Annotated in this window: 34 protein-coding genes and 1 pseudogene; 20 read left to right on the forward strand and 15 right to left on the reverse strand. The window is 57.4% G+C overall.

What is annotated here, in order from left to right:
• Positions 1–195: 195 nt before the first annotated feature.
• From ACOYXH_RS26960 to ACOYXH_RS26975, 4 genes are all read left to right on the forward strand, one after another.
• A complete protein-coding gene (locus ACOYXH_RS26960) occupies positions 196–942 on the forward strand; it encodes a 2OG-Fe dioxygenase family protein (RefSeq protein ID WP_034151909.1) in 747 nt (248 codons plus the stop codon).
• 79 nt (positions 943–1021) lie between these two features.
• On the forward strand, positions 1022–1399 hold the full coding sequence (locus ACOYXH_RS26965) for a GNAT family N-acetyltransferase (protein WP_008080517.1): 378 nt from the start codon (positions 1022–1024) through the stop codon (positions 1397–1399).
• Positions 1396–2112: an AzlC family ABC transporter permease gene (locus ACOYXH_RS26970; protein WP_007909125.1), complete on the forward strand. Its 717-nt coding sequence runs from the start codon at positions 1396–1398 to the stop codon at positions 2110–2112. Before ACOYXH_RS26965 ends, ACOYXH_RS26970 begins: the two co-directional genes overlap by 4 nt.
• On the forward strand, positions 2091–2408 hold the full coding sequence (locus ACOYXH_RS26975; RefSeq protein ID WP_007909127.1) for an AzlD domain-containing protein: 318 nt from the start codon (positions 2091–2093) through the stop codon (positions 2406–2408). The genes ACOYXH_RS26970 and ACOYXH_RS26975 overlap by 22 nt, the downstream gene beginning before the upstream one ends.
• Here ACOYXH_RS26975 and ACOYXH_RS26980 read toward each other — a convergent pair.
• A complete protein-coding gene (locus tag ACOYXH_RS26980; RefSeq protein ID WP_093430009.1) occupies positions 2325–3251 on the reverse strand; it encodes a LysR family transcriptional regulator in 927 nt (308 codons plus the stop codon). The genes ACOYXH_RS26975 and ACOYXH_RS26980 overlap by 84 nt on opposite strands.
• Before the next feature lie 697 nt (positions 3252–3948).
• On the opposite strand from ACOYXH_RS26980, the gene ACOYXH_RS26985 reads away from it, so the two are divergent.
• A complete protein-coding gene (locus ACOYXH_RS26985; protein WP_016986313.1) occupies positions 3949–4356 on the forward strand; it encodes an MbcA/ParS/Xre antitoxin family protein in 408 nt (135 codons plus the stop codon).
• An 11-nt stretch (positions 4357–4367) separates the two neighbouring features.
• Entirely contained in the window at positions 4368–5033 is a 666-nt protein-coding gene (locus ACOYXH_RS26990; RefSeq protein WP_460410888.1) for an RES family NAD+ phosphorylase, read from the forward strand.
• A 97-nt stretch (positions 5034–5130) separates the two neighbouring features.
• Here ACOYXH_RS26990 and ACOYXH_RS26995 read toward each other — a convergent pair.
• The 14 genes and pseudogenes from ACOYXH_RS26995 to ACOYXH_RS27060 all read right to left on the reverse strand — a co-directional run.
• Positions 5131–5280, reverse strand: a pseudogene (locus ACOYXH_RS26995) (ATP-binding protein); the annotation flags it as partial.
• A 479-nt stretch (positions 5281–5759) separates the two neighbouring features.
• Entirely contained in the window at positions 5760–6662 is a 903-nt protein-coding gene (locus ACOYXH_RS27000; RefSeq protein ID WP_460410067.1) for a hypothetical protein, read from the reverse strand.
• A gap of 103 nt (positions 6663–6765) precedes the next feature.
• Positions 6766–7914 (reverse strand): site-specific integrase, encoded by a 1149-nt coding sequence (locus tag ACOYXH_RS27005; protein ID WP_460410068.1) that lies wholly within the window; start codon positions 7912–7914, stop codon positions 6766–6768.
• Positions 7911–8123 (reverse strand): DUF4224 domain-containing protein, encoded by a 213-nt coding sequence (locus ACOYXH_RS27010; RefSeq protein ID WP_080769328.1) that lies wholly within the window; start codon positions 8121–8123, stop codon positions 7911–7913. The genes ACOYXH_RS27005 and ACOYXH_RS27010 overlap by 4 nt, the downstream gene beginning before the upstream one ends.
• 120 nt (positions 8124–8243) lie before the next feature.
• Entirely contained in the window at positions 8244–8456 is a 213-nt protein-coding gene (locus tag ACOYXH_RS27015) for a hypothetical protein (RefSeq protein ID WP_460410069.1), read from the reverse strand.
• A complete protein-coding gene (locus ACOYXH_RS27020; protein WP_460410070.1) occupies positions 8453–8716 on the reverse strand; it encodes a hypothetical protein in 264 nt (87 codons plus the stop codon). The genes ACOYXH_RS27015 and ACOYXH_RS27020 overlap by 4 nt, the downstream gene beginning before the upstream one ends.
• A 58-nt stretch (positions 8717–8774) precedes the next feature.
• A complete protein-coding gene (locus ACOYXH_RS27025) occupies positions 8775–11468 on the reverse strand; it encodes a toprim domain-containing protein (protein WP_460410071.1) in 2694 nt (897 codons plus the stop codon).
• Complete coding sequence (locus tag ACOYXH_RS27030; protein ID WP_333715901.1) at positions 11465–11716, reverse strand: hypothetical protein; 252 nt, start codon at positions 11714–11716, stop codon at positions 11465–11467. Before ACOYXH_RS27030 ends, ACOYXH_RS27025 begins: the two co-directional genes overlap by 4 nt.
• Before the next feature lie 73 nt (positions 11717–11789).
• Positions 11790–12155 carry a hypothetical protein gene (locus tag ACOYXH_RS27035; protein WP_460410072.1) on the reverse strand — a complete coding sequence of 122 codons (366 nt, stop codon included), beginning with the start codon at positions 12153–12155 and terminating at the stop codon, positions 11790–11792.
• The gene (locus ACOYXH_RS27040) at positions 12152–12625 is read right to left on the reverse strand and encodes a YmfL family putative regulatory protein (RefSeq protein WP_460410073.1); all 474 of its coding nucleotides are present in this window, start codon (positions 12623–12625) and stop codon (positions 12152–12154) included. The genes ACOYXH_RS27035 and ACOYXH_RS27040 overlap by 4 nt, the downstream gene beginning before the upstream one ends.
• Positions 12626–12654: 29 nt before the next feature.
• Positions 12655–12867 carry a helix-turn-helix domain-containing protein gene (locus ACOYXH_RS27045; protein ID WP_242209845.1) on the reverse strand — a complete coding sequence of 71 codons (213 nt, stop codon included), beginning with the start codon at positions 12865–12867 and terminating at the stop codon, positions 12655–12657.
• A 778-nt stretch (positions 12868–13645) separates the two neighbouring features.
• Positions 13646–13903 carry an ogr/Delta-like zinc finger family protein gene (locus tag ACOYXH_RS27050; RefSeq protein ID WP_064392752.1) on the reverse strand — a complete coding sequence of 86 codons (258 nt, stop codon included), beginning with the start codon at positions 13901–13903 and terminating at the stop codon, positions 13646–13648.
• A 75-nt stretch (positions 13904–13978) separates the two neighbouring features.
• Positions 13979–14848: a phage portal protein gene (locus ACOYXH_RS27055; RefSeq protein ID WP_460410889.1), complete on the reverse strand. Its 870-nt coding sequence runs from the start codon at positions 14846–14848 to the stop codon at positions 13979–13981.
• Entirely contained in the window at positions 14760–16802 is a 2043-nt protein-coding gene (locus ACOYXH_RS27060) for a terminase large subunit domain-containing protein (protein WP_460410074.1), read from the reverse strand. The genes ACOYXH_RS27055 and ACOYXH_RS27060 overlap by 89 nt, the downstream gene beginning before the upstream one ends.
• 162 nt (positions 16803–16964) lie before the next feature.
• Between ACOYXH_RS27060 and ACOYXH_RS27065 the strand changes: the two genes are divergently transcribed.
• The 14 genes from ACOYXH_RS27065 to ACOYXH_RS27130 all read left to right on the forward strand — a co-directional run bounded on the left by ACOYXH_RS27065 (position 16965) and on the right by ACOYXH_RS27130 (position 24893).
• Entirely contained in the window at positions 16965–17888 is a 924-nt protein-coding gene (locus ACOYXH_RS27065) for a GPO family capsid scaffolding protein (protein ID WP_460410075.1), read from the forward strand.
• Position 17889: 1 nt separating this feature from the next.
• A complete protein-coding gene (locus ACOYXH_RS27070; protein ID WP_460410076.1) occupies positions 17890–18909 on the forward strand; it encodes a phage major capsid protein, P2 family in 1020 nt (339 codons plus the stop codon).
• Positions 18906–19628 carry a phage terminase small subunit gene (gpM, locus tag ACOYXH_RS27075; protein WP_460410077.1) on the forward strand — a complete coding sequence of 241 codons (723 nt, stop codon included), beginning with the start codon at positions 18906–18908 and terminating at the stop codon, positions 19626–19628. The genes ACOYXH_RS27070 and gpM overlap by 4 nt, the downstream gene beginning before the upstream one ends.
• Before the next feature lie 97 nt (positions 19629–19725).
• The gene (locus ACOYXH_RS27080) at positions 19726–20184 is read left to right on the forward strand and encodes a head completion/stabilization protein (protein ID WP_460410078.1); all 459 of its coding nucleotides are present in this window, start codon (positions 19726–19728) and stop codon (positions 20182–20184) included.
• On the forward strand, positions 20181–20633 hold the full coding sequence (locus ACOYXH_RS27085; RefSeq protein ID WP_460410079.1) for a phage tail protein: 453 nt from the start codon (positions 20181–20183) through the stop codon (positions 20631–20633). Before ACOYXH_RS27080 ends, ACOYXH_RS27085 begins: the two co-directional genes overlap by 4 nt.
• Positions 20620–21303 carry a phage virion morphogenesis protein gene (locus tag ACOYXH_RS27090; RefSeq protein ID WP_071173509.1) on the forward strand — a complete coding sequence of 228 codons (684 nt, stop codon included), beginning with the start codon at positions 20620–20622 and terminating at the stop codon, positions 21301–21303. The genes ACOYXH_RS27085 and ACOYXH_RS27090 overlap by 14 nt, the downstream gene beginning before the upstream one ends.
• A gap of 11 nt (positions 21304–21314) precedes the next feature.
• Positions 21315–22430 carry a DUF2586 domain-containing protein gene (locus ACOYXH_RS27095; protein WP_460410080.1) on the forward strand — a complete coding sequence of 372 codons (1116 nt, stop codon included), beginning with the start codon at positions 21315–21317 and terminating at the stop codon, positions 22428–22430.
• Between the two features lie 6 nt (positions 22431–22436).
• Positions 22437–22889 carry a phage protein gene (locus tag ACOYXH_RS27100; RefSeq protein ID WP_039756525.1) on the forward strand — a complete coding sequence of 151 codons (453 nt, stop codon included), beginning with the start codon at positions 22437–22439 and terminating at the stop codon, positions 22887–22889.
• Complete coding sequence (locus ACOYXH_RS27105) at positions 22889–23098, forward strand: TraR/DksA family transcriptional regulator (RefSeq protein ID WP_460410081.1); 210 nt, start codon at positions 22889–22891, stop codon at positions 23096–23098. Before ACOYXH_RS27100 ends, ACOYXH_RS27105 begins: the two co-directional genes overlap by 1 nt.
• Positions 23098–23394, forward strand: coding sequence for a hypothetical protein (locus ACOYXH_RS27110; RefSeq protein WP_110645164.1), 297 nt, complete (start codon positions 23098–23100; stop codon positions 23392–23394). Before ACOYXH_RS27105 ends, ACOYXH_RS27110 begins: the two co-directional genes overlap by 1 nt.
• A complete protein-coding gene (locus ACOYXH_RS27115) occupies positions 23391–23924 on the forward strand; it encodes a lysozyme (protein WP_460410890.1) in 534 nt (177 codons plus the stop codon). The genes ACOYXH_RS27110 and ACOYXH_RS27115 overlap by 4 nt, the downstream gene beginning before the upstream one ends.
• Complete coding sequence (locus ACOYXH_RS27120; RefSeq protein WP_460410082.1) at positions 23924–24439, forward strand: lysis system i-spanin subunit Rz; 516 nt, start codon at positions 23924–23926, stop codon at positions 24437–24439. Before ACOYXH_RS27115 ends, ACOYXH_RS27120 begins: the two co-directional genes overlap by 1 nt.
• Positions 24436–24729, forward strand: coding sequence for a putative phage tail assembly chaperone (locus tag ACOYXH_RS27125; RefSeq protein ID WP_460410083.1), 294 nt, complete (start codon positions 24436–24438; stop codon positions 24727–24729). Before ACOYXH_RS27120 ends, ACOYXH_RS27125 begins: the two co-directional genes overlap by 4 nt.
• Before the next feature lie 20 nt (positions 24730–24749).
• Positions 24750–24893: a DUF6890 family protein gene (locus tag ACOYXH_RS27130; protein ID WP_460410891.1), complete on the forward strand. Its 144-nt coding sequence runs from the start codon at positions 24750–24752 to the stop codon at positions 24891–24893.
• The last annotated feature ends 5 nt before the right edge of the window (positions 24894–24898 follow it).

Consider the following 24898-nt stretch of genomic DNA (forward strand, 5'->3'; position numbering starts at 1 on the left):
ACTGGTTCGGGGTTTTTTTTCGACGGTTATTCGATGAAAACCGGAAAAAACCCGAGTTTTTGTCATGTAAAAATTGTTTTTAAGCGCCTGCAAACGCCGTTTCAAACAGTGCTTTAAATGCCTGAAATTCTTTCTCATGGACGCAAATTCTCCACCTAATAGATTAGGCCGTTCAACGCAGCGGAGAATTTGGTAATGATCGTTTTGAACAGAGAAGTGGGCGAATCGCTACGGCGCGACAAATATGTCAACGTCCAGGGTGGTGACTTCAATCTCTACGGTCATTTTGCCGACTTCGTCAGACTGACCAAAAGTTGGGAAAACATGGAGCCTGACAGCTACTACGGTCAGGCCGAAGCCGGCATGCGTTACCGTCGTTACAGCGACTTTGAGTACAACCCGAAAACCCGCGAGCTCAAGCAACTCGAGCATCGCGCCTACGTGCAGTCGAAAGAGAACAACGCCTATGTTGGCGGCCTGGTACGACACTTTCAGGACTTCTCCGATGAAGTAATTACTTCACCGGTGATGCGCAGCCTGATCGACACCGATTTCGAAGTGTACAAAAGCGTACTGCCGGAAGAGCTGCACGATGAAATCTGGCAGTGCCAGATCCATCAGATCCGCATCGAAATCAAACCCGGCAAGCAACTGGAAATCACCCCCGAAGGCATTCACTGCGACGGCTATCCGTTCAGCGGTGTGCACTTCTGGGGCCGCAATAATGTCGAGGGCGCGGAGAGTCGTTTGTACGACATCCACGAGCATCAACTGGCGTCGACCACTTACCAGGAAATTCTCGACACCACCTACTTCCTCGATCGCGACATGCGCCACTACGTGACCCCGGCCCGCAACACGCACACCCATGCGATGGCGTACCGGCAGATTCTGGCGATCTCCTTCTCGCGGCCCGGGACCGCTTTCGACATTGTTCGCTAATCAGATCACCCCAATCGACGGCGTCGAGTGCTCGACGCCGGTGGTGCTGCGACGCGCCACGGCCAAGGATGCGCAGCGCATGGAGCGCTTCTTCCGCCAGTTCGACGAAGTGTCCTTCTGCGAGTGGCAGGACGCCAAGTGCCTGCGTGGCGTGCTGATCCAGAAAACCACCACGGCCTATCTCGCCTTTGACGTGGCGGGCGAGATCGTCGGCGCGGTACTCGGTGGCATGCTCGGCAGTCGCGGCACCATCAATCATCTGGCGGTCAGCCCGCGCTATCGCAGCCAGGGCGTGGGTCAACGACTGGTTGAAGCGGCGTCGTCCGATATGAAACGGGTCGGCGTGTTACGGATGTTTCTGTTCGTCGACGATGCTAACCTCGCGGGCAAGCGATTCTGGACTGCCCAGGGTTTTTGCGAGCCCCACGGCGAGCGGACATTTGAGAGGGATCTATGAATGAAACGTCCGGCAGTGCGCCGCTGATGGCCGCCCATCAGCCGTCGCGCACGTTTGCCGAAGCCAGCCCGGTCGTCGCTGGCTACTTCACGGTGTCATTCGTGTTCGGGCTGATGGCCGTCAACGCTGGGCTGCCGATGTGGCTGCCAGTGGCGATGTGTTTGTTCGTATATGCCGGCGCTTCGCAATTCGCCGCGCTGGCGCTGATCTCCAGCGGCGCCTCGCTGACCACCATCGTACTGACCACTTTCCTGATCAATGCGCGGCACATGCTGATGTCGGTGTACATGGCCAAGGCCCTGCGGGCGCTGGGGCTCAGCCGCATGGAACGCTGGGCTTATGCCGGTGGCCTGACCGATGAATCCTTCGCGTTCCACAGCGTCAAACTCGGCACCGGCGCGCCGGTCAACGTGCGTTATCTGATTGGCTTCAACCTGTTCTGCCACACCTCGTGGGTGCTCGGCGGTTTGCTTGGCGCCGTCTGTGCGCAGTACGCGGCGCACCTGATCAAATATCAGCTCGACTACGCCCTGACGGCGATGATGCTCTACGTGCTGGTGTCGCTGTGCAACACCCGCAACAAACTCATCGCCGCTGCGGCCGCTGTGCTGTGCATGGGCGCGTTGAGTCTGGTCGGCAGTTCGCCGTTCAATGTGTTTATCGCCACGTTTGTGGGCTGCGGAGTGGGTGTATGCCTGACCAAACGTTCCTGATTCTGGTGGTTGCGCTGATGATGGCCGTGACTTTCCTGCCACGCGCGCTGCCACTGCAAGTCAACACCGAGCACTGGCCGCCGTTTATTGCGCGGGCGCTGGAATACTTGCCAGTGGCGATCGTCGCTGCGATCAGCCTGACACCCTTGTTGATCAAGGATCAGCACATACAGCTCGATCGCCCGGAATTCTATGCCGCGATTCCGACGTTGTTATGTGCGTATTTCAGCAAAAACCTCTTTCTCAGTGTGGCGGTTGGGACGGCTGCGTACATTGCGCTCGGCTCGTTCATGTAGCGGCAAGTCGACGACATCGTTGAGTGCCTGGTTCGACAACTCCGGATTGTTCACCGCCAGACGCACTTCGAGAAAATCCTCGAACCCGGGGAAAATCGTCAGGCCGTTCTTCTGCGCAGCTTCACGCGAGACCATGCCGACCGCATCCATCTGCGTGATCAGCGACAGCGTCAACGTTTCACTGCACGAATAGACCATGCGCTGGCCGTTCTCGTGATTGCCCAGCCCAGCGTCGAGAAAACGCAAAAAGCTGTGGGAATACGGACAATCTTCTGCAGGACGTACCTGAAACTTGTTGCCCAGCAACGTCAGTGGATCGTTTTCCTGCCCGCAATGCGCGCCGACCACTTGCACCTGCACATCCGGCAGGACGATGCTCGGTAAGCCCGGTCGTTGTGGGCCGATCAGCACCGCAAGGTCGAAGTCTTCGTTCTTCAGCTTGCTGAGATTTTCCATCGACTCGGCGTAGCTGAATTCCATCTGATAATCGGGAAACACCTCGATCAGGCGCCCGATCATTCGCCGGTTGAAGTCAGCCGCCAAGGTGTTGTTCAACGCAACCTTCAACGTGCGCTGGCCCGGCACTTTCAGTGCCTCGACCTTCTCTTCCATCTGTCGCGTGGCAATTAGCACTTTGTCCATATAGGGCGTCAGCTCAGTGCCTTGCGGCGTTAGCGTCAGCCCTTTGTTGGAACGTCGAAACAAGCGGAAACCGAACTGCTCTTCGACCTTGTTCAACTGCGCGGCCAACGCCTGCACAGTCAGGCACGAATGCTCGGCTGCGGCCGACAACGAGCCGGTCTGCACGATGCGCATGAGGTTGCGTAAGGTTCTGCTATCCATGGGTAATGCCCTCTAAAGTGGGCTGGGTATTGTTGTTTACGAGACTGCCGGTCAGGCGCCATATGCTGGCTATATTCCTGTACCTGAGCATAGTTGTCGCGGGTTTAGTAGCGAATTGATGTCCTCGCCGATGGCTGGAGGCTGACACAGGATCGGGGTTTTTGGTGATGTGGGGGTGATGGGGGTCAAAAAAAGTGCGTGGTTTTGGTGCGTGGGGGTGATTTTTCACGGGGAAATGGCTGACAACGTTAGTGGTTTTGGCCTGCGAAATACGTGGATGCGTCTTAGGCGAACTTGCGATCGAGCTGATAGCGGCGACTCGTCAAAGCAGATGAAGTAGCAGTGGGAAGGCATCAAGCCTATGTGGCTACAGATCTGTGTGAGGTAAGCGAAGTGATTGCATCAAAAGAAGCGGCCGATATGGAGTGCCAAGTTGGCAACAGGCTTCATCACGTTATTGAAATTCAGGAGCAGCCGTCCATTGCACGAATTCCTACGGACAAGACTGCCCAAGCCATGTTGGAAGCACGAACTATTCGGCAGCGGTTCGATTCGGTCGACGAAATGCTCAAATCCGGTCATATCCGAATCCCAATCAATGGGGAATGTGGTAACCAGTAATACGCTTACGGAGCTTTTTTATCGATTTATTCGTATATGTACTAGTATCAAAGCAAGACAAATCTGGAGAGGCTCAATGACTACCTCATCCCCAGCCCTCACCCCACGCGAACAACTAGACGCCCCCGAAGCCGGCCGCGTCGCGCTGAAGTTCTTCTTCAACCTCATGGAGCGCTGGGGCTGCAGCGCCGAGCAGCAACGCACACTACTCGGCGGCGTTGGCAACACCACGTTCTATAAATACAAACACCTGCCGAACATACGTCTGCCTAACGACACCCTTGAGCGCATCTCCTACCTGATGGGCATTCACAAGGCGTTGAGCATCATCTTCAGCAACAGCCGTGAGCGTGCCTACACGTGGGTCAGTAGTCCGAACACGGCAGCGCCATTCAATGGCCAAACGGCGCTGGATTACATGCTGGCGGGTCGAGTGGTCGATATCGCCGATGTGCGTCGCTACCTCGACGGGGTGCGCGGTTGAAAGTGCCCGATTTGGTTGATGTGCAATGGCCGCGAGCCTATCGGATCGTCAACAGCAGCTTTCCGCCGATTGCGCTGTTCGAAGACGTGCTCGATCCCGAAGACCTTGAAGTTGCCTACGCAATTGAAGCGCTGACCAATGATCGGCTGATCGAACAGGCAGGTGTTCTCGCCCGAGTGCGTCCCGAAGATCGACTCTCCGGCCCCGGCTCGACTCCGGTGATGGCTGCGTTTACCCACATCGGCAAACGCAGTCGTTTCTGCGACGGCACCTTCGGCGTTTACTACGCTGCGAGCAGCCAGGCTGCTGCCATCGCTGAGACCTGTTATCACCAGGAGCGATTTCTCGCGGCGACTCAGGAAGCGGATCTTGAGTTGACCATGCGGACTTACGTCAATCGGGTGGTTAAAGCGTTACACGACATTCGTCACGATCACCCCGAGCTGCACAATCCGGATCCGGAGGCTTACGGGCCGTCTCAGCTATTCGCCCGGCAACTGCGCGAAACCGAGTCGTGGGGGCTGCTTTACAACAGCGTTCGCCTGCCGGGCCATGAATGTGTCGCCGCGTTTCGACCTCCAGCGGTATCGATTCCGAAGCAGGGCAAGCATTTGCGGTATGTGTGGAGTGCGAGTCAGCAGAAGATTTCGTTTGTGCTTGAGATCAGTCAGGTCTGAAACGCAAAAGCCCTCGTATCAGCGAGGGCCTTAAAGCGTTGTTTACAGCAACGGCTTGTCCGACGGCGCATCCATCACTTTCACGACATCATCGATCAAGGTCGTTCCTCAGAAACGTCGTTTTGCCTGTGCGGCGCAGGCCAAACAGAAAGAGCCCTGAACGCAGACTTTCATCGAGTACATCTGGATTGAGAAGCTGGCGTGCCATTGATTCAGCCAATACAGGGCGCTGTAAAATGCGGCTCATACGATTACACCTCTTTATGCCCACACAATAATTATCGCCAGCTCATAATTTGGCATAAAGACTGAAGTGTGAACTTATGAGGCAAAGCGATGCTTTCGGGGTTTGTAAGCGGAAGTGTGGCGAGTACGGGGAAGAAGGGAGCAATTTCTACTGAAGCAGAAACACTGCCAAAAATATGACCACCCCACAAACAACAAAGCCCCTGCATTTCTGCAGGGGCTTCGTTTTGTATGGTGCCGGCACCAGGAGTCGAACCCGGGACCTACTGATTACAAGTCAGTTAAACATTCCTTTAAAAACAATGACTTGCAGATAATTTGTTACGTGTCCATGTAGCTGAGGGCCAACGATTCTGCGCCATACATCCTCCTTGTTACGTAGGCTTGGTCAAGCCCACCGGTAGAGACAACGCAAGCGTCGAATGGAACGCTTCAGCGCTCTACTAATAGTCTAGGCATCCAGTGATGGAATACCCAGGATCAGAAGGGTAGCCCGGAAATTTTTGAGAACTTCGGATTCGAGGGAGTAATTCTTAAAAACTTATTATCACCCACCTCTACGGTTAAACCTGCTGAATCGCATTCAACAAGCTTACCCAGTTTTTTACCGTCGAGCCATACGACTTCTCCGGTACTTATGGTCTCACCATTTATCTGAAAAGACTGCGGTTCTAAATCGACGACTGGAAAACTTGATGTAACGTTCAGATATGGATTAGGTCGGCGCTTGGGTTGGGAGTTAGTGGCGATTGTCTCGATATCTGCCAATCTAGAAGATATGTTCTTTAGCGATTGAAGGATTACGCTTGCGTCGTTTGATAATTCAACTCGCGCCGGTAGTGCTGCGGGGCTTACACCGAGTAGTTGAATCATAGAATTGAAATCGTTTGGTTTTTCCGCGGTTTCAATCACAGCGTTGCGAATGGTTTCCTGTTCTTTTTGAACTTCGTCGATTCTGAGCGAATGTCTGTAGTCGGCGCACCTTAGGCCCTGAATATCAAAAATTCTAGGCGTTATCTGATCTTTGATGAGGACGGTGGGTAGGTTAAAAGCTTGGCGAACGCCCAGCTCATAAAGAACGTTAGGATTTCGTCCACTGAGATCACATATCACTAAATCGCTTTCGACAATTTTTCTCAAAATGTCAATTATTATGTAGTTGCTCGCGGCAACCATATCTGCGCGATCTGCTATATACCCGGCCTTGAGGCAGGCAGGTTTTATTAAATGCTCATAAACTCTCGTGAAGTGTCCAGGCTCGTAGCCATCCATATCTGCTATTGGCATTATAACAAAGCAAGTTTTTAACTTGTTGTTTTGGTTTTCATGGTTCTCGTCAGTCTCATGGTTTTTCGTTGACGAACCCTTATCTTTTTGAGTCATGCTGAATCCATTCTGTAGCTTTCTACACTGTGGTTGGGTTTATTGCTTCCCCCTGATGAATAGTCTAAAGGGGTAAAGAAAGAATAGTCTCTTAAATATGGCTTTAAGTCACTGAAGGGTCAACAGTTGGAACGCTGTGATCGTAAACGTCCATCATTTTTGAATCTCGGTGGCCGCTCGCCTCTTGTTTTTCAGCTCGCGTTCCTGCTGTGTCAGTAATGCCCCGCCTTTTCAGGTCGTGCAGGGCAAAGCGGTCTCCCGGATCGATGTTTCCGTCAGCGATCGCCAAAGTGATAAAGCGTTGCCAGGCGGTGTCGAGGCTCGTTTTTCGAAGCGGGCCACCGTGGCTGGCCACGATGATAAAGCGCTTTGACGCCGCGATCGGAATAGGTGTTTTACGGCGTTCCCATACCCTTGCGCGCAGAGCTTTCGCACCTTCCCACACTGTTCGCAGTCGAGGCGTCCATCGGACAATGTTGTCCCGGCTACCCTTGCGTCGATTGGTCAGAATCCCTTCCTGCAGCTCGTTCGCGTCCGTAAGCGTCACAACTTCGATGCCACGCAGTCGGCATAGGTAGGCCAGCTCCATCACGCTGGCCAGGTACTCGGGACAACCGCCTGGCTCATTACGTGCCAGACGTCCACGGGCTGTGGCGCGATCGATCAGGACGTCCATAACGTTCAACCGGGGTAAGCGGCGTTGTTTACGTTCTATCGGCGCTTCGATGCCCAGGGCCGGATTCACCTCAATGAAACCCCGATTGCGTCCCCACTGCAGCACGCGGCGCAGATAACGCAGTGCGTGCGCCGCTTTTGAGGGCGTGCCCTCGTCTGCGATTCGATCGACAATGCGTTGCACCAGGGCCGCGGTGAATTTCTTCACGGCGAGATCGCCCAGCGGCTTGCCCAATTTGGTGGGGATGTTCAGCAGAACATCGCGGGAGTAGCAGTAATCATCGTGGGTTTTGGGAGCGAGTTTTTTATAACGGTCGCTCAGGTGGAATTGTTCGCACACGTAGCGGAGCGTTCCTCGATCGACGTTGGACGCCTCGTCCATGATTTGGTGAAGTTCTGCCAGCGACACGTCTGCGGGCGCCACGTTTTTGCGGCGCTGCTTTCCGGTCTCGTCCCGATGAAGGGTGTACCAGACACCACTGTCGCGATGGTCGAAATAAACGGCCGCCGGGAGGGCGGCCTGATCGACATGGGCAGGGATATGGGGGTTGTGCTTACGCTTCCTCGCTCGCCTCATAATATGTCGGTGTCGTACCTTTCAGCGCTGGCCGACGTGACGCCGCCCGCGTGATTAATCAGGTCAAGCGTTGTCCACGGGCCAGTTCGGCCACGGAACAAGCGCACACCCTGGGCGATCAGCGAGCGCTCAACATCGGATCGACGTTGATAACCGGTGATGTGCTGCAGGTCTTGAAAGGTCAAAACACCTGTTGTTGCTTGGCTCACGGTACAACCCTCGAACCTGTGTGTTCCCGCGCCTGATGACAGACCAGTGTAAAGGCGGTTTCAGCTGAAAGCGTAGTAGAAACCACTCGGTTTGATTCTGGTGCTGCTTGCTCACGGCGTTTAAACATAACGGCGTTCCTTTGCTTTTATGATTGCAGCCTTTTCGGCCATTACAGCGGCCCATTCCTCAGTCTTTCGATGCTGGCGAATACGGCTGCACTTTTGATGTTTACGGGCAGATCGGGCGTTGCCGCAGATGTCGCAAATGCTCGGCAGATCCAATCGTTTACTGGCCATCGCTGGCCGCTCACGAATTGTTTTGCCATCGCTCATATGCTGGCCCCCGGTGAAGCGTTGCTGGCCAGTAGATGGGCCACAATGGCGGCTTCGGCCGCATCAATATCGCCCTGTTGTTTGGCGAAGGTAGCCAAGCACTCAAGGCGGATCCGCGCTTCGTCAGTCTTGGTTACCTGGTAGTCGAACAAAGCTGTGCCGACTATCCGGATCGCCATTAGGTGCCGGGCGGATTGAGTGTCGACGTCGCCCTGTGTGTTAGCCTTTGAATCGCTACCGTTGTAGTGCTGTGCTTTCATCGTGTTGCCCTCAGTGGTGGTCGGTGTCGGGGGGCTGCAACCCCTCGACGCCACTTCGTTAAGCGCTCTGGAAAATCCAGCAGCGCACGGTTTTTGGTTTGTCTGCCGCATCCAACTCCCAGGCAGAGCAAACCGTTCTGTTTGTCTCCACGAACTTGGGGCACTTGCTGGTTTTCAGGTGGCGTTTCAGCTCGGTCATGTCCGGGACTTTCTGGCGTTTCTCTGCGGCTTCTTTGGCAAAGTCGTTGAGGTTCACCGCAATCAAGCTGTCATTGCGTGAATGGTTGAGTCCGCCGGCAGCGCTGTTTAGGTATTCGTACAGTTCCCAAAACTCGACGACGACCGGGTGATCAGCATTGATGGCCAGCTGTCGATCCTTGGCCATGTTCTGAATCTCGGCGTGTGTGGCTTCCAGCTGGTGTTTTTTCAGAGGCACGACGTGCACCAGTGCGTCTACGAGCGCGTGCAGCTGTGCATGATTCTTTGCGATCCGGACGGTGCGAATCTCAGGCAGGGCCAGAAGCGTCTGTTCGTAGGTCGGAACCTTCGCGCGAATGGTCTCCATCACGGAGGACTCCGACGTGGTGGCCTTGAGCAGAAACCCGCTCACGCGGTCGACGGGCATACGCTCAAGCTTTTCAACCAACAGCTTGGTTTGCGGGGTCTGCCCGTCCTTCGTCATGGCGATGTGCACCAGGCGCTGCAGGATCGGTTCAGAGGCGTTCACCGCGTGGTTCTGACCGATGACCACGGCGCCACGGAAGGGCGGTTCGCGGGTGTCGTTACCGTTGTTCTTTACACCGGTTGAGCGAACGCTGCGGCCGTTGTAGGCGGTCTTCAGTTCGTCCCAGTCGTATTGGCGGGTTTGGCTTCCATCTGATTTTTCGCGCTCAGATTCAATCAACACCACCGGCAGATTTCCGACTTGGGCAAAGTTTCGTGCTCGAGCTACGGGGGTGCCTTTAGTCGGATCGAAACCTTCGTAATCGAGACGCCCGCACAGCTTCCAGAGGAATTCGATCAAGGTGGACTTACCCGCGCCTGGTTCGCCGATGATCTCCATGAAGGGATAGCTTTTTTGGTGCTGTCGGATCTGCTCGGCGAACAATGAGCCGAACCAGAAGGCGAGGGCGACCAGCCCTTTGGCACCGAAGCATTGCCAAATGATGTCGAGCCATTCGGTGTCGAACCTCTCTAGGTCAGTGTTCAGGTTCAAGGTCACGGACTGGCTGAGCGTTTTAATGCTCAATCGATCCATGTCGAAGAAGTCTTCTTCGTTCAGCTTGAAGATTTTCCCGTCACGTACCGCCACATCGCCATATACGTAAGCGCCGTGTTCGCGGGTGTAGCCCGTGAAGTCGATGGTCTGAACGGTCTTGAGGGCGTCGGTTTGTTCCTCAATAAAGGCGTCCAGTTGTTGAGTTGTGCCCGTGAACATTCCGCCCGGAGCAATGCCTAGCAGACGCTTTTTGAACTCCGCCGATGAGGCGATCTGAGCGCTGGTGAACGTGTTTTTAATCGGTGCAGCGTCGTGTGCGAACGTGATCCGGAAGTAATACCAAGACTCGTCGGTAAGTTTGTTTTCCTGGTAGTACAGGGCTTTCGGATTGCAGGTAGCGATGCGCTGCAGCGCGCCGCACTGCTGCATGGCTTTCGCTCGCATCTGTTTATTGTTCAGTTGCTGATCGTCGTGATGCTCGCTGTCTTCCAGCTCCTGAATGGCCTTGTTGTATTTCTCCAGATCAAGCTTGAACCAATACAGGCGATTGCCGAACTCCAGGTGAAATTCGCTTCGGCGCTTCCAATCGAACATCACCAGGGCTTTTTCGGTAGCGTTCTCGGCGATAAGCAGGGCGCCGTGATGGCGCGCAATGGTCATATCTTTTTCAAACTGGGCGTCGCGCTTCTCGCCTTCGTCCAGAAACTGCCACCGCTGGTGTAAGTCGTTCCAGTCGACCTTGCGATTGTCCCGCTGCGGGATCTGTGCTGCCTCGCAGGTGAAGCCCAATTCACGGGCCATGCGTACCCAGCGCTTGGTGTAGGCGTGTGCACCTGGTTCATTGTCTAATGCCCAAACCAACTTCGGCAGGTTGCCAGGGCGTGCTGTTACTAACGCCTGCAGCGAGTCAGCCGGAAAGGCGTTAGATGACATGGCGGAAACGGCGGCAATGCCATGGTGCACCAGGGCGATGGCATCAAAGATGCCTTCCACGATCCACACTTCTTTCGCTTCGAGCAGATCCACACAGGGCGGGCACCACCACACGCCCCGGTAGCTGTCACCCGGAGCAAAACGCGCTTTCATCTTTCCGAAGCGTGCCGGCTTGTCGATCAAGCGTTCCCAGTAGCCGCCTTTCTCCAAGGCGAAACGCACTGTCGCGCTGCCAGCGTTATGCTGAGAAGAGTAGTAGGTGTCTTGTGTGAACCAACCAGCAATCAACTGGATGTCGAAGCCTCGGCCGAACTCTAAATAGGCGCGGGCTGTGGCCGTTGGCGCGCTGTCCGTAGCTGGTGCTCGCTTGCTCCAGTCTTCGAAAAGATCGTCGTAGATCTCCTTGACGTGCATGGTGTGGCCGCACTTTTCAGGGCGACCGCAGATAACTAGCCACGGCTTATCGTGACGTGAATACAGCTCTTTCTTCCTGCACTTGGGGCATTCACCACCGCGCATGTAGTCGGTGCCGGTACGGTGTTTTAGGCCGTAGTCATTTTCAAGGCGCTGCAGGACGTCGGAGCGGAGATCGTCTCTCATGGTTTTTTCACTGTTTTGAGGCTTTGAGTCAGGGCGCCGGCGAGGGCGCCGATCAGATGCTTTCGAGCGGCCATCACCGGATCGTTCGTGAGGATCGATCCGTGCCGCAGCCCTTCGGGAATCCAGCGGTAATGGTCGGAGTACCAAAGGTCATTGAGGCTGAGACGGTACTGCTCGCGCAGGTTGGCCAAGAGCGCTTCGGCCTGCTCCGGTGGCAGTTTTGCGTTGATGTTCAGGGCGTTTTCCATCGTCAAACCTCAATTTCGGGCGCAGCTCACCCAAACCCACGGGAATGGGGGATTGGGGATTTTTGGTTAGGTGTTACGGAGTGGTGACGCGGAAACGCCCGTTGTCCGGTGCGTTGAGGATGCGTTCATAAATCAGGCTGACGGGAATGGCCCAAACCTCACCGGTGCCTGTGTCAGTGATAACGGTGTGTGTCGGTGTGCTGGTCATTACATCCAGTCGCTGCCGATCGCTGACAACAGACAAATCGCTGTAGGCCAGGTGAACCATTTTTTCAGCTGTCGGAGTAAGTACGTCGAAGTCCGCGACCAAATGCTGCACAGCTCGTTTGATCAGTTGTTGATCGTCGCTCAGGTGTTCGCACCGGTGCCGTTCAAGAAACACCGACGCCGCAGCTCTGAGCATGTCCTGATATTCCTGTACTGCAGGCAGATTGTTCATTGGGCTTTCCCTGCGCGGTAAAGAGCAATTGCGGCAAGCACTTCGGCGTGCCGTGCAGCAACGTGGAGGTTGTGAGCGTCCAGAATCAGTTCGGCTTCTTCTTCGCTGATTGAACCGTCCTCCAGCGCCTTGGCGATCGCCTGGTCGACGCAACCGCGTTTGGCCGCTACCTGTAGTGATCGAGCGTATAGCTCGACGTTGTCTAGCGTTTCAGGATCAGCCACTGGAACGAACAACCCGCCGTACATTGAGGCGACGTAGTTGGGGAAGTGGTTAGTTCCGCAGTCTTGCTCCAGCATGAAAACCTGAGAGTCACTGAGAGGACTGCAGCCGGCGTTTTCGTAGGCATGGTTGTCGAACTTCTTGAGCTTCAGCCCCAAGCGTGAAGCGGCGGCTTCGCGTCCGCCGGCATAGCTGCGGATGATCTCGCTCATGACTTCTTTGCGAGTGTCTAGGATCGGGCTTTTCATCTTCTACTTTTCCCTGTTGAGCGCTGGCACTACTGTTCAACCACACCTTTTTTAACGCCGAGCAATACTGCGGCGCGGTGTGCCTCCCCACGGCGACATTTGCTTTGTCCACTCAGCACTGCGTAAACGGTACTGGGACTCAGGTTGTGTAAAAGTGCAAAGTCCTTCGCGGATTGTCCGCGCTTCTCCAATGCTTCCCGCGCTCTGTCGCGGGCTTGCTCGCTGATGCTTGTCTTCGGCATAGTGCAAATCCATGCAATTTCATGTGGTGTGAAATGCAGAATGATGCACTTTGATGCATTTGTAAATATTTGGGATGAATGATTTTGCATCTTTCTGAAGATATTGGTTCTCGCCTGCAGGAAGAACGCAAGCGCTGCGGTATGACTCAAGCCGAGCTTGCAGACGCGATTGGCGTAGTGAAAAGAACACAGGCCAATTACGAGGCAGGGACAAGCGATGCGCCTGCGCCCTACCTGAGCAAGGTCGCAGCGAAATTCGGTTTCGACATCCCTTACATCCTGTCCGGGACTCGAACAAACCTGGTTGAAAGTGCTTTGGACGATGTCGAGAACCGAATGATTGTTCAGTTTCGAAGCATCCCGGAAGATGACCAAAAGGCTATTCGCCGCATCCTCGAAGCCATGGCCGACGATGCCGCCCGGCACCGGTCTTAAATCGCAACAAAGCCTTTCATCCATTGGGATGACTCCGATTCCAATGCCGTTTGCTACGCCCCATAAAGCCATTTCAGCAATGCACTTTATGGAGTAGTAAGCATGTTGGATCGCAAGATGAACGATCGCACCGCGTTCGAGAAAACCGAGTTCGATACGTCTGGACTCACAAATATCGAGCGTCGTTTGATCGATCTCTATCGACGGTTGAGCCAGGTGGAGCAGCAGCAAGTCCGCCGAGTTGCCGAGATACTGGCTGTAAACCCAAAGGAGCCAGTAGAGGGCTGAATCTCATTCCTTGAGTGATCCCGATCGCCGACGCTTCCGCGTTGGCGGTTTGCCCTTACGCCACCGCCTGCGATCCCAACTGCTCGAAAAGCTCCCGCTGCTTCGCCCTGGGCATTTCGCGCAAGCGATCGATCAGCATCCGTTCGAACGTCTGCGACGACGGACTGAGCGTGTGCGAGAACGTCAGATTTGCCACCCATGTGTGCCCGCACTTTGCGTCCAGGCACTGGCAGTACAGTTTTACAAAGGCTCTGGTTACCTCTTCCCGCGAGGCAATCCGGCCCTTGTGTCCGCAATTGCATACAACTCTCATTGTGTCCCTCCCCAGGGGCAGCTGATCGCCACCATTTTGCCATAATATTTAGTGGCATTCTCTGTGGTATCCACGTCATGTAGTGGTATCCACTGCATCTGGCGTAGGTTTCCAGCTAAAGCGCCTGTCTTCGCGAAGCGTGTCATTTAGTTGGTTGAACAACTGGCAGATCGGCCTGATCTCGTTGCTGGTGTACACACGATCTATCTTTTCGATGTCCCCGAAACCACCGGTGTTTTCCGGAATGATGCCGGCCAGTGCAGGGTTCATGCGCCAAGCGGCGATAACATCGTTTCGGGTGATGTTCTTCACCTTCTCCAATTCGTCTTTCGCCTGGAAGTCACCCACGGGGATGATCTGGATCGCGTTTTCTTTGCCGTTGGGGATGTTGACGAACATCGAGCGGAAGTTGCCCACGCCCTTGCTGGCACTGATCTGCGCGCGCAGCTCGTCCTCGTCCTCTTCAGTCAGGTCGGGGTCGTTGGTGTAGAAGATGTAACCGGCGTGCGCGCCGTTGCTGTAGTAACGACGACGGAACAAAGTCGCCGCTTCGTTGAGCAACAGCGCCTGCAGTCCACCTAAGTAGTCCGGCACGCCGTAAATGTTCTGTTCGACGTCGTAGTCCATGACGTGGACGATCTCGTCCTGTTCGAACTCCATTTCCTTGTTGTCAGGCAGCAGCATCACGAACCCGCCGCCAACCTTCACCCGCATGTTGATTGCCGGTAGGTGCTCCAGCTCCAAGGTTTGGCCGAATGCGTTGCGATGTTTGAAGCAATACAGCTCACCGAAAACCATATAGTCCAGTCCAGAGCGTCCCATTGTCTCGGTGCTGCAGCCGGCCGAGGGGATGAACTCACGCAGCAGCAGGTTTCGTTTGAACTTGGGAATGGCGCCGTGGTGCGCGTTGGCGCGCAGCAACTTGGCCAGGCCAACCCGGGACACCGGCGGCTTGTAGATCTTGCCGTCGTCGCTGGGGAACACCCCCACGTACTCGCCAATATTGCCGGACAGCACCTGTTCCGGTTCCCCGAACGTAAATGAGCGCATCGGCTGCTGCGGTGGTTGGGCTACGTGTTGCTTTCTGCGTTTGCGGTTGGCCATGGCTGGTCTGGTTACTCGTGACGTAGCGGCTACGACGCCGCTTGTTGGTGTTCAAAGGTTCGTTGGCCAGGGCGTGCATAACCGCCCAGGCAATGTCGGCGTGGCCGGTGGCGTCGGTGCGCGAGGCGCTGTAGGTGATCTGGCCGCTGTTGGTGGCGCCGCGCTTGATGGTCAGGAAGGCCTGCGCGATGTCCGTCCAGCCGGCGTCCCACTCGATGCGACTGCCTTGGATCGTGTCCTGGGCTTTCAGCACCAGGGCGTTTTTCGCCTCAAGGCTGTAGTGAATTGGCGTCGCTTTGGCGTAGAAGTCGCGCACCAGGTCGAACACGCCGTAACCCACTCCGGTGACGTCAATGCCGATGTGCTGGACGTTGAAGCGCTCGGTCAGCTTCTTGACCTGTGCGGCCTGGTAGGTGAACGAGTGGCCCCGCCAGCTGTGCTTCTCCAGAATGCGGAACTTCGCCCCGGGTTCGAGTGGCGGCGCGATGACCACGCAGGTGGCGTCGTCGCGGGTGCGGCTCGGGTCGTAGCCCAGCCAGACCGGACTGTTGCCGAACGGTCGATCCAGATCCGGGTTGTAGTCCTCCCACAACGACAGATCCGAATAGCAACGCTCCAGATCCTTGAGGCTGAATGCGCTTTGCGTGCTGTCGATGAATTTGCAGTAGAACAGCTGCTGAAATTTGTCTTCGTCGTACTCCAGCTGCAGCTGCTCCAGGTCGAACAGATCGCAGCCGCCGGCGATCGCGTCGTCCAGGGTGATCGTCTTTCGCCACTGGCCGTCCGGACACAGCGCGCCCTGCGTGTAGGCCGCTTCGCTGGGCCACACACCGCCGGCCTTCTTGCCGCGTTTGCTGTTGCGGAACTCCTCGCCCGACCAGAATGGGTACGCCTGGTGCGACACGGCGCTGGGCGTCGAGAAATAGGTTTTGCGCCATTTCTTGTGTGTGCCCATGGCGCTGGCCACGGTGCTGAGTTTTTCGAAGTCACGGATCCAGAAATATTCGTCCACGTAGACGTGGCCGTGGTAGCCCTGGGCGGTGCTGCTGTTGGTGCTGAGAAAGCGCAGTTCGGCGCCGTTGCTGAGGGTGATCGGGTTACCCGTAAGCTCGATGCCGAACCACTGCTGTGCAAACTGGATGATGTAGCTGCGGAAAATCTCGGACTGCGATCGGCTGGCAGACAGAAACACCTGGTTGTCACCGCTCAGCACGGCGTCCATGAACGCTTCGCCGGCGAAGTAGTAAGTCAGACCGACCTGACGGCTTTTGAGGATGTTCCGGACGCGGCGTGTCAGCGGGTTCTGTTTCGCCTCGAACAGCTCTTTCTGGTAGCCGTACATCTTCGAGATGAATTTATCGAGGAAGTCCACTTCGGTCAGGCCGCTAACGTCGTTCTTGGCCTTCTTTTCCCGCTTCTTACCGTTGCTTTCGCCTCGTTCACGACGTTGACCAGGCTGGCGTTCGCGATGCTCGTCCGGTGCGTCCGACGGCGATGCCTGTGCAGGCTTGGCCGCAAGTTTTTTCAGCCGCTCAAGCAGGCTCGTCAGCCGCTCCAGTTCGTCCAGTTCGGCTTTCGTCAGCGGATCGATCTTTTCCAGGATCAGGGTGATTCGTCGGTTGACCGCGCTCAACGGTTCTTCATCCGTCAGCATCTCGTCCCAGCCGCCTTGGCGGATCCAGTAATAGACGATTCGGATGTTGGGCAGCTTCAAATGCGCCTGTATTTCCTTCACCGAACAGCGGCGCAGGTAGAGGCGTTTTGCGGCTTCTTTAACTTCGGTCGGGTAGTTCATGGGCCGCAGTCTATGCGGCGAAAACCCCGGAAACGCGGGGTTAAATGCTGCGATCCGCCTATCTCCCGAAAATAGGAGAACCCCGAATTTCAACCGTTTGTTTGGCGGTAAACGGCTCCCTATCGTGGCGGCTCATTCAGCGATTGAGCGCAGTTACCACTCATGCCCCGTTCCCTTGTCTCCTACTGGAAACGTGTTGCCACCAGCGGCCCGACCATTGATGGTCGCGACATCCTTCCCCAGGAACTGCGCGACATCGCCGAGACCTACACCCCGGCCAAATACACCGCTGTGATCTGGTGTGACCACGAGCGCTGGCCTGGCTCCCACGGCACTGTGTTCGCCGTGCGACTGGTGGAAGAGGGCGACGATCTGGAGCCTGGGCAAATTGCTTTGGAAGCCCAGTTGAAGCCAAACGATCGCCTGCTGTACCTCAACGATCAAGGCCAGAAGCTGTTCACCAGCATTGAAATCACCCCGAATTTCGCCGGCACCGGCAAGGCCTATTTGACCGGCCTCGCGGTGACCGACGAGCCGGCCAGCCTCGGCACTCAAGAGCTGTATTTCTCCAAGCGAACCAGCCGCGCCGCGTATTACGCCGCGTCGTTGGAACTCGGCCCTCTGCGCGAAACCGAGCCGCAGGGCGAGATCGCCCGGCTCGTCGCCATGTTCACCCGCTTGTTCAAGCGTTTCGGCATTGAAGACACGCCCACCGAAACCACTCCGCAAACCCCAACCGAGAGCAAACCCCCAATGGATGAAGCTACTGCAACGGCCCTCAAAGCCCTGCTGGCCCAGCTGCTGGTCGTCGCCGCTGGTATTCAGGCCGTGATTGAGCCTGCCGCCGAAGACGCACCAGAACCCGATCAGGCCCCAATCGATGACGTAACTGACGCGGTGAACGACATCGTCACCACTGCAGAAGAAGAGCGCGAGTTCCAGCGTAACGGCGGCGGCAACAAAGCCGTGCTGGCGGCGTTGGCGGGCCTGCAGAAGCAGTTCACCGAATTGAAGAACACTCCTTCAGGTCGCCAATTGCCGCGCTCCACCGGCGCCGCCGACAAATCCAAAGTACGGGTGCTCTGACATGGCTCGTTCCCTGAGCGCCTACGGCGCCAAGATGTACGCCGAAATGCAGCTGGCGATCGCCGAGACCTACGGCGTCCCGCTGTCCAGCAAGATGTTTTCCGTTGAACCGTCGATCACCCAGGAGTTGAACGACGCAATCACGGCAAAAGCGGACTTCCTGCAGCGCATCAACGTCATTCCGGTGACCGAGATCAAGGGCGAGAAGGTGTTTATCGGCGTGTCTGGCCCAGTCACAGGCCGCACCAACACCAAGACTACCGACCGCGAAGCAAAAGATGCATCCGCTCTGGAAAACAGCACCTATGAGCTGTCTTCGACTGAATCCGACGTGGGCCTGCCGTACGCGAAAATCGATGCCTGGGCGAAGTTTCCGGACTTCCACCAGCGCTATTCCGCTGCAGTGCAGAAGCAGATCGCCCTCGATCGCATCATGGTCGGTTTCCACGGTGTGAAAGCGGCTGTGCAGACCGACATCGAAGCCTATCCGATGCTGCAGGACGTGAACAAAGGCTGGCTGCAGCAACTGCGCGAGCAGGCGCCGCAGCAGGTGCTCAAGGAAGGCAAAGCTGCCGGCAAAGTCACCTTGGGGCTGGACGGTGACTACGCCAACCTTGACGCCCTGGTGCATGACACCAAGCAAATGGTGGACGAGCGTCTGCGCGACGGTGGCGACCTGATCGCGGTCATCGGTTCCGATCTGTTGGCGGCCGATAAGGCGAAGTTGTACGCCAAGCAAGGCGACGTGCCGACCGAGAAAGAGCGCATCGAAGATGCCCAGGTGATCGCCACCTACGGCGGTTTGCCAAGCTTCAGCGTGCCGTTCTTCCCGGTCAACGCTGTGCTGGTTACCAGCTGGGACAACCTTTCGATCTACTTCCAGGACTCCAGCTGGCGCAAGCAAACCGTGGACAACCCGAAACGCTCCCGCGTCGAGGATTACAACAGCCGCAATGAAGGCTATGTGATCGAGCAACTGGAGAAAATCGCGCTGACCGAGAACGTGGAGTTGGTGAAGTGAGCCTGGCTCTCGCACACAAGCGCCGCACTTTGGCTCAGGGAACCGCTGCAGTGAATGCTGCTGCAGCGGCACCGGCGGCGTATTCGCCGGCGGAAGCCCTGAGCAGCCCGGCCAACGCGAAAAAGCACCTGCTGCTGATGGAAGCGTCGCTGGATCAGGATCTGCAGCGCCTGAGCGATATCAGGGGGCTCGCCGGGCGTCAGGCGCTCAAGCGCGAGGAACTGCTGCCCAAGTATCAGGACTTCATTCAGCGTTACATGGATTCGGGCCTGGTGATGCCGAACCGTGTCCTGGTGCAGGTGATGGTCTGGCTGTTCGACACCGAGCAGTTCGAAGACGGCCTGGCACTGGCGGACTTTGCGATCGGGCAGGGGCAGGAAATGCCTGAGCGGTTCAAGCGTCGCGACGTGCAAACCTTCGTTGCGGACGCAGTTATCGACTGGGCTTACGCCGAATACAACGCCCAGCGCAGCCCGGAGCCGTACCTGTCCGATCTGCTGCCTCGCGTCGACGGTGAATGGGAGCTGACCGAACAGATTCCGTCCAAGTACCACAAGTTGATCGGCATGCGGGCCATGGAGGCCGAGCAGTGGGAAACCGCGATCAAGCACCTGGAACGATCTACTGAGCTTTACGCGAAAGCAGGCAACGAGACGCGAATCAAGAAGTGTCGTATCGCACTCGCCAAACAAACGCCCGCCGTTACCGGCGCCCAATAACCGACTACCCCCCCAGCGGGGAACTGTGGACGTGTGTCTGCCATTTATGGCCAGCCCCACGAAAAACAGTCTCCCCGCCCTATTTGAGCGGCCAGCAATGAGCTTTTCCGGGAACCCCACCACCTTTGTGGAACAGACGATTGAGAACGACGGCTTTTGGCCGAACCTCTCCGTGTCCGAGTTCCAGAAGGGCTATCGCCTGCCGGCGGAGTTCCTGGGCACGTTGCTGGTCGACGCCCTGAGTATTGCCATAGCCGAGGTCAATACAGACCTGGCCAAGCTCAAAAACCGCTGGCAGCTCCTCGGCATTGCCGACGTCGAAGCGGCCGAACAGTCGACGCCTGAAAGCGCACTGCGGGTTAGCTTGTACAAGCGTGCCGTGTATTGCCGCGCCAAGGCCAGCGCCTTGCCTCAATTTGCGTCAGTTACCCGCCGCGAAAGCGCCGAGAACACTGCCAAGGAAGCGCCCGAGCTTAAAGAAACCTTCTTGGCATTCAGCCAATCCGCCGTTCGTGCCTTGCAAGGCCGTGGCCGCATTACGGCGGCGCTGCTATGACCAAGCTGCAAGGCTTAACCGCCTACTTGCGGGAACGCCGTTTGGTCGAGCCTGAACAGCTCGACAGTTTTACCGAGCAGGTGAAACTCATACTGGTCTGGAAACCGGACGTGGGCGGTATGCATCTGGGCAACATGCACTATCGCGCCGTGATCGTCCTGGAGCGCTTCGCCGACCATCCGGCGCGTCTGATGGCGTTGGTGGGCAGTTGGCTGGAAAACCACGACGCCAACCGTGACCGCCACGAACTGCCGGCGCCGGAGTTCCTTGTGGAGCCTCTGGATAACGATCTGTTCGACGTGGAAATCACGCTGGAATTTGTCGAGCCGCAGTATCTGGCCGAAGACTCTGCCGGCGAGATCGCAGCCTTCGGCAAGACCTGGGCCTTTGTCCCGTTTGATCTGTGGATTGCAGAGCGCGGCGAGGTGGCCACCGATGGCCGGGCGTAGCACGTTCGAACTCGACATTCGTGGTCGCTTGGGCGTACGCGAACAACTGGCGTTGCTGAGCCTGCCGCCGCAATTGCGCCGCCGCTTGCTGAACCAGGTCACCAAACGCGTGCGGACGATGAGCCGCAAGCGAGTGCGTGAGCAGAAGAACCTGGACGGCACACCCTTCGCCCCACGCAAGGGCGACACCAAGGGCAAAAAGAAGATGGAAGCCGGCCTGGCCAAGTTGATGGTGGTCACCCGGGTGTCTGCTGATGAAGCGGAATTGGGCTGGAAAAACGCCCTGACCCGATGGGTCGCCGCGCAGCAGCACAACGGCGTCAGTGAGCGCCGCACCGCCCAACAGATGCGCCGATGGAACAAGACCCCACCGGGTTTGGCAGCAACCGACAAGCAAGCCAAGCGCTTGCGCCGGTTGGGCTTCCGTGTGCGCCAAGCAGGCAAAAAGACGCTGACCCGGCCGTCTGTGGCGTGGATTCAGGAGCATGTGAACTACGCCAAAGCCGGTTTGCTGATCCGGATCCTGGACGACCAGCGCAGCGAAAGCACCGGCGCGCAGAGCTGGGAAATTACGCTGCCGAAACGCCAGTTCATCGGCGCCGAAACAGAACGCGAAACCAATCTCCTGATTAACCAGGTGTTGCAACAAATCCTAACTTCACCCCGCTAACGAGGCACTGCATGGCACTCGGTCAAGTCACCGTCGACAATCTCAATCTAGGCCAGGGCGCCGTGACAGAGGTTGAGCGTTACTTTCTTTTCATCGGCCCCGCAGCCAAAAACGTCGGCCAGATCATTCCGCTGAACACCGACAGCGATCTGGACGCCGCCTTGGGCGTCCCGGCGAGCGATCTGAAAACCCAAATCACCGCCGCACGTTTGAACGGTGGCCAGCGCTGGGCCTGCATGGCGGCCCCGATCGGCCCCGAAGGCGACTGGGCCACCGCTCTGGAGAAAACCCAGCAACAAGGGGTGTCGGTGGAAGGGGTAATTGTCACCAAACCCGTGACAAAGGGTGAGGAACTGTTGGCCATGCATGACGCGGCCGTCGCCCTGAACAACACCTACGGTCGCCGGGTTTTCTTTCTGGCGAGCAGTGCCGGCATCGCCGTCGACCAGACCTGGGCGCAGTACCTCACCGAGCAAAAAGCGTTGGTAGCGGGTCTGGCAGCGCCGCGCGTTTCGCCGGTACCGCAACTGCACGGCAATGACCTCGGCGTGCTGGCTGGCCGTTTGGCCAACTCGGCTGTGAGCATTGCTGATAGCCCGATGCGCGTGGCCACCGGCCCGGTGTTGGGGCTTGGCGACGTGCCTATTGATAGCGAGCTGATTCCGCTGCCGTCCGCTGTGCGCAGTGAACTGGATCGGGCGCGGTTTTCTGTCACCCAGACCTACCCCGACTATCCGGGCGTGTACTGGGGTGACTGCAACATGCTGGACACCCCAGGCAGCGACTTTCAAGTCGTGGAATACCTGCGCATCACCGACAAAGCCGCTCGCCTGATTCGCCCGCTGCTGATCCGCCGTGTAGCCGATCGCCGCTTGAACAGTACCCCCAACAGCATGGCGGTGAACACCAACCAATTGATGGCGCCGCTGCGTGCCATGGCCAAGTCCATCAAGTTCAACGGCGAGGTGTTCCCCGGTGACATCGAGCCGCCGAAAGACGGTGACCTGGTGCTGGAATGGCTCAGCAAAACCAAGGTTGCGGCCTACATCAAGCTCAAACCCCTCAACTGCCCGAAAGACCTCACGGCGAACATCGCTCTGGATCTTTCCACTGACAAAACGGAGTAACGCCCCATGGCAAAAATTGGCGGCAAGAACTTCGACGTGAGCCTGGGCGATCTGTCGCTGCACGTCGAGAGCTGCACCCTGGACATTACCGACAACTCGGCTGTGGCCCAAACCCGGGGCGTGCCTGACGGCTACGTGGAGGGTGACGTGGCCGCTGCCGGCGAACTGGAACTGGACAGCTCCAACTTTCAGTTGCTGATCGATGCGGCGCGATCGGCGGGCAGCTTCCGCAAGCTCAAGCCGTTCGACGCAGTGTTCTTCGCCAAGGCCGGCGAAGACGAGGAACTGCGCGTGGAGGCGTTCGGCTGCAAGGTGAAGATCTCCAGCTTGTTGTCGATCGATCCAAAAGGCGGCGAGAAGACCAAGCACAAAGTGCCGTTTGACGTTACTAGCCCCGACTTTATCCACATCAACGGCGTTCCGTACCTCGACGCTACCGAGATCGAGGGGATCCGTTAATGGTGGACTGGTTCGACCGCGCCCAGGAGCTGGAGCAACGCCAACGTGACCAGGCGATCAAGGCCCAGCTGCTGACGCCTGTGCCGGTCGGGCCAAGCCTGACCCATTGCCAGGACTGCGATAACGAGATCCCGCCGGCGCGGCAGGCACTGGGCGGTAAAACGCGGTGCGTCCCGTGCCAATCGGGCTTTGAGCAGAGTAGACGCTGATGACCACTGACGCCGTGCGCCTCGGAGCGCTGGAACAAAAATTCGCTGTCTTCGAACACCGGCTGGGCGAGCTGGAAGACCGCCACGAAACCGTGCCTACACGCGTGACCAAACTGGAGCAGGGGTTTGAACACATGGCCGGGCAACTGTCGGAACTGAACGCTGGTCAGCAGACCCTGACGGTCGCGGTAAACGATATCGGCGCCAAGGTCGGACGTTTGCTGACCATTCTCACGGTGGTCGCTTCCGTGCTGCAAATGGTTGTGCCGGCACTGTTGCGAGTGTGGTTCCCATGAGCCTGCGCGGCACGATTCAGGCCGGTGTGATCGCGCTGGCCAGCGCTCCGTTGGTGATCTTCCTGGGCACTTGGGAAGGCCGTGGCCAGAACACCGTTTATGCGGACAAGCTCGCCGGTGGACTGCCCACGGTTTGCAAGGGCATCACCCGGTTTACCAGCCCTTACCCGGTCGTTGTCGGCGACTACTGGTCACCCGCCAAGTGCGCCGAGGTGGAGCAACTGGTGATCCGCAAAACGCAGCTGCAGCTCGCCGAGTGCATCACCTACCCGAACGCCAGCCAGAACACGTTCGACGCACTCACCAGTCACGGCCACAACTTCGGTGTGACCAGCACCTGCGCCAGTCGAGCGGTCGCGCTTATCAACGCCGGCCGCATCGCCGAGGGCTGCAAAGCTCTGGCATGGGCGCCGGACGGCAAGACGCCGGTATGGGCCTTTGTGACTGACGCCAAGGGCCAGAAGCGCTTTGTGCCGGGCCTGCACAACCGCCGGCTGGCCGAATCCCGGCTGTGTGCGGAGGGCTTGTGATGCTGCGCCAAGCCTTGTTCCTGGTCGTATTGTGCCTGGTCGCCTGGATCGGTTTTGACTCGCTCGAAGGCCAGCGCGACGAAGCCAGACGCGAGCGTGATAGCGCGAAATGGGAGGCCAGCGGCCTGCGGGAAGCGGCACGCATCAGCGGCGAAATGCTCGCCGAGCGGGACGCGATCGACCAACGAAACACAAAGGTATTGACCGATGCACTCACTGAAAACGAGCACCTGCGCCGCGCTGTTGGCGATGGCACAGGCCGGTTGCTCGTCCGCGCCACCTGTCCCGCCACCGGATCTGTGCCCCCCACCGCCGGCACCGCCCGCGTGGCTGATGCAGGACGCGCCGAACTCGCAGCAGACGCTCGACCGGATTATTTCACCCTCCGGAATCAGCTCGCCCTAAGCCGGCAAATGATTTTCGGACTGCAGCAATACGTCCGTGGCGTGTGCCGGCGATCGCCAGCGCACCAGGACACCACTTTTTCCAACCTCAACAAGAGATCAACCCCATGAGCCAACAGAACAACACCGAAATCACCCTGGAAGTCGGCGAACAGGAATTCACCTTCAACCTGACCCCGGCCGACGTCACCAAGTACTTCAACGCCCTGACCCAAACCAACAAGGTCGCCCCAGGCAACAACTTGTTGATGACCACTGTACTGCAGGAACAAAAAACTGTGCTGAAACCGCTGCTGGGCAACCCGGTGATGGTGATGCAGCTCGCCGGCGCGCTGCTGGAAGAGTACGGCCCGAAGGTTGAGGTGCTCGTAAAAAAGCACTCGGCCACGCTGAGCGCTTAAGCGAAAACGGCTTGGGCCAGTTGGTGGCCCTGACGAACCGCTGGCTTCCTGGTGCCGAACCCACGCCCGAGGCGATGGGGACGGCCAAGTGGCTGGAGGACGAACACTGGAGACGCATGGAGTTTGCCGTGGCTAACGGCATCGCCCTTGCGCTGAACGGGTAACGACT

This window comes from Pseudomonas sp. Mb7 (assembly GCF_054790525.1).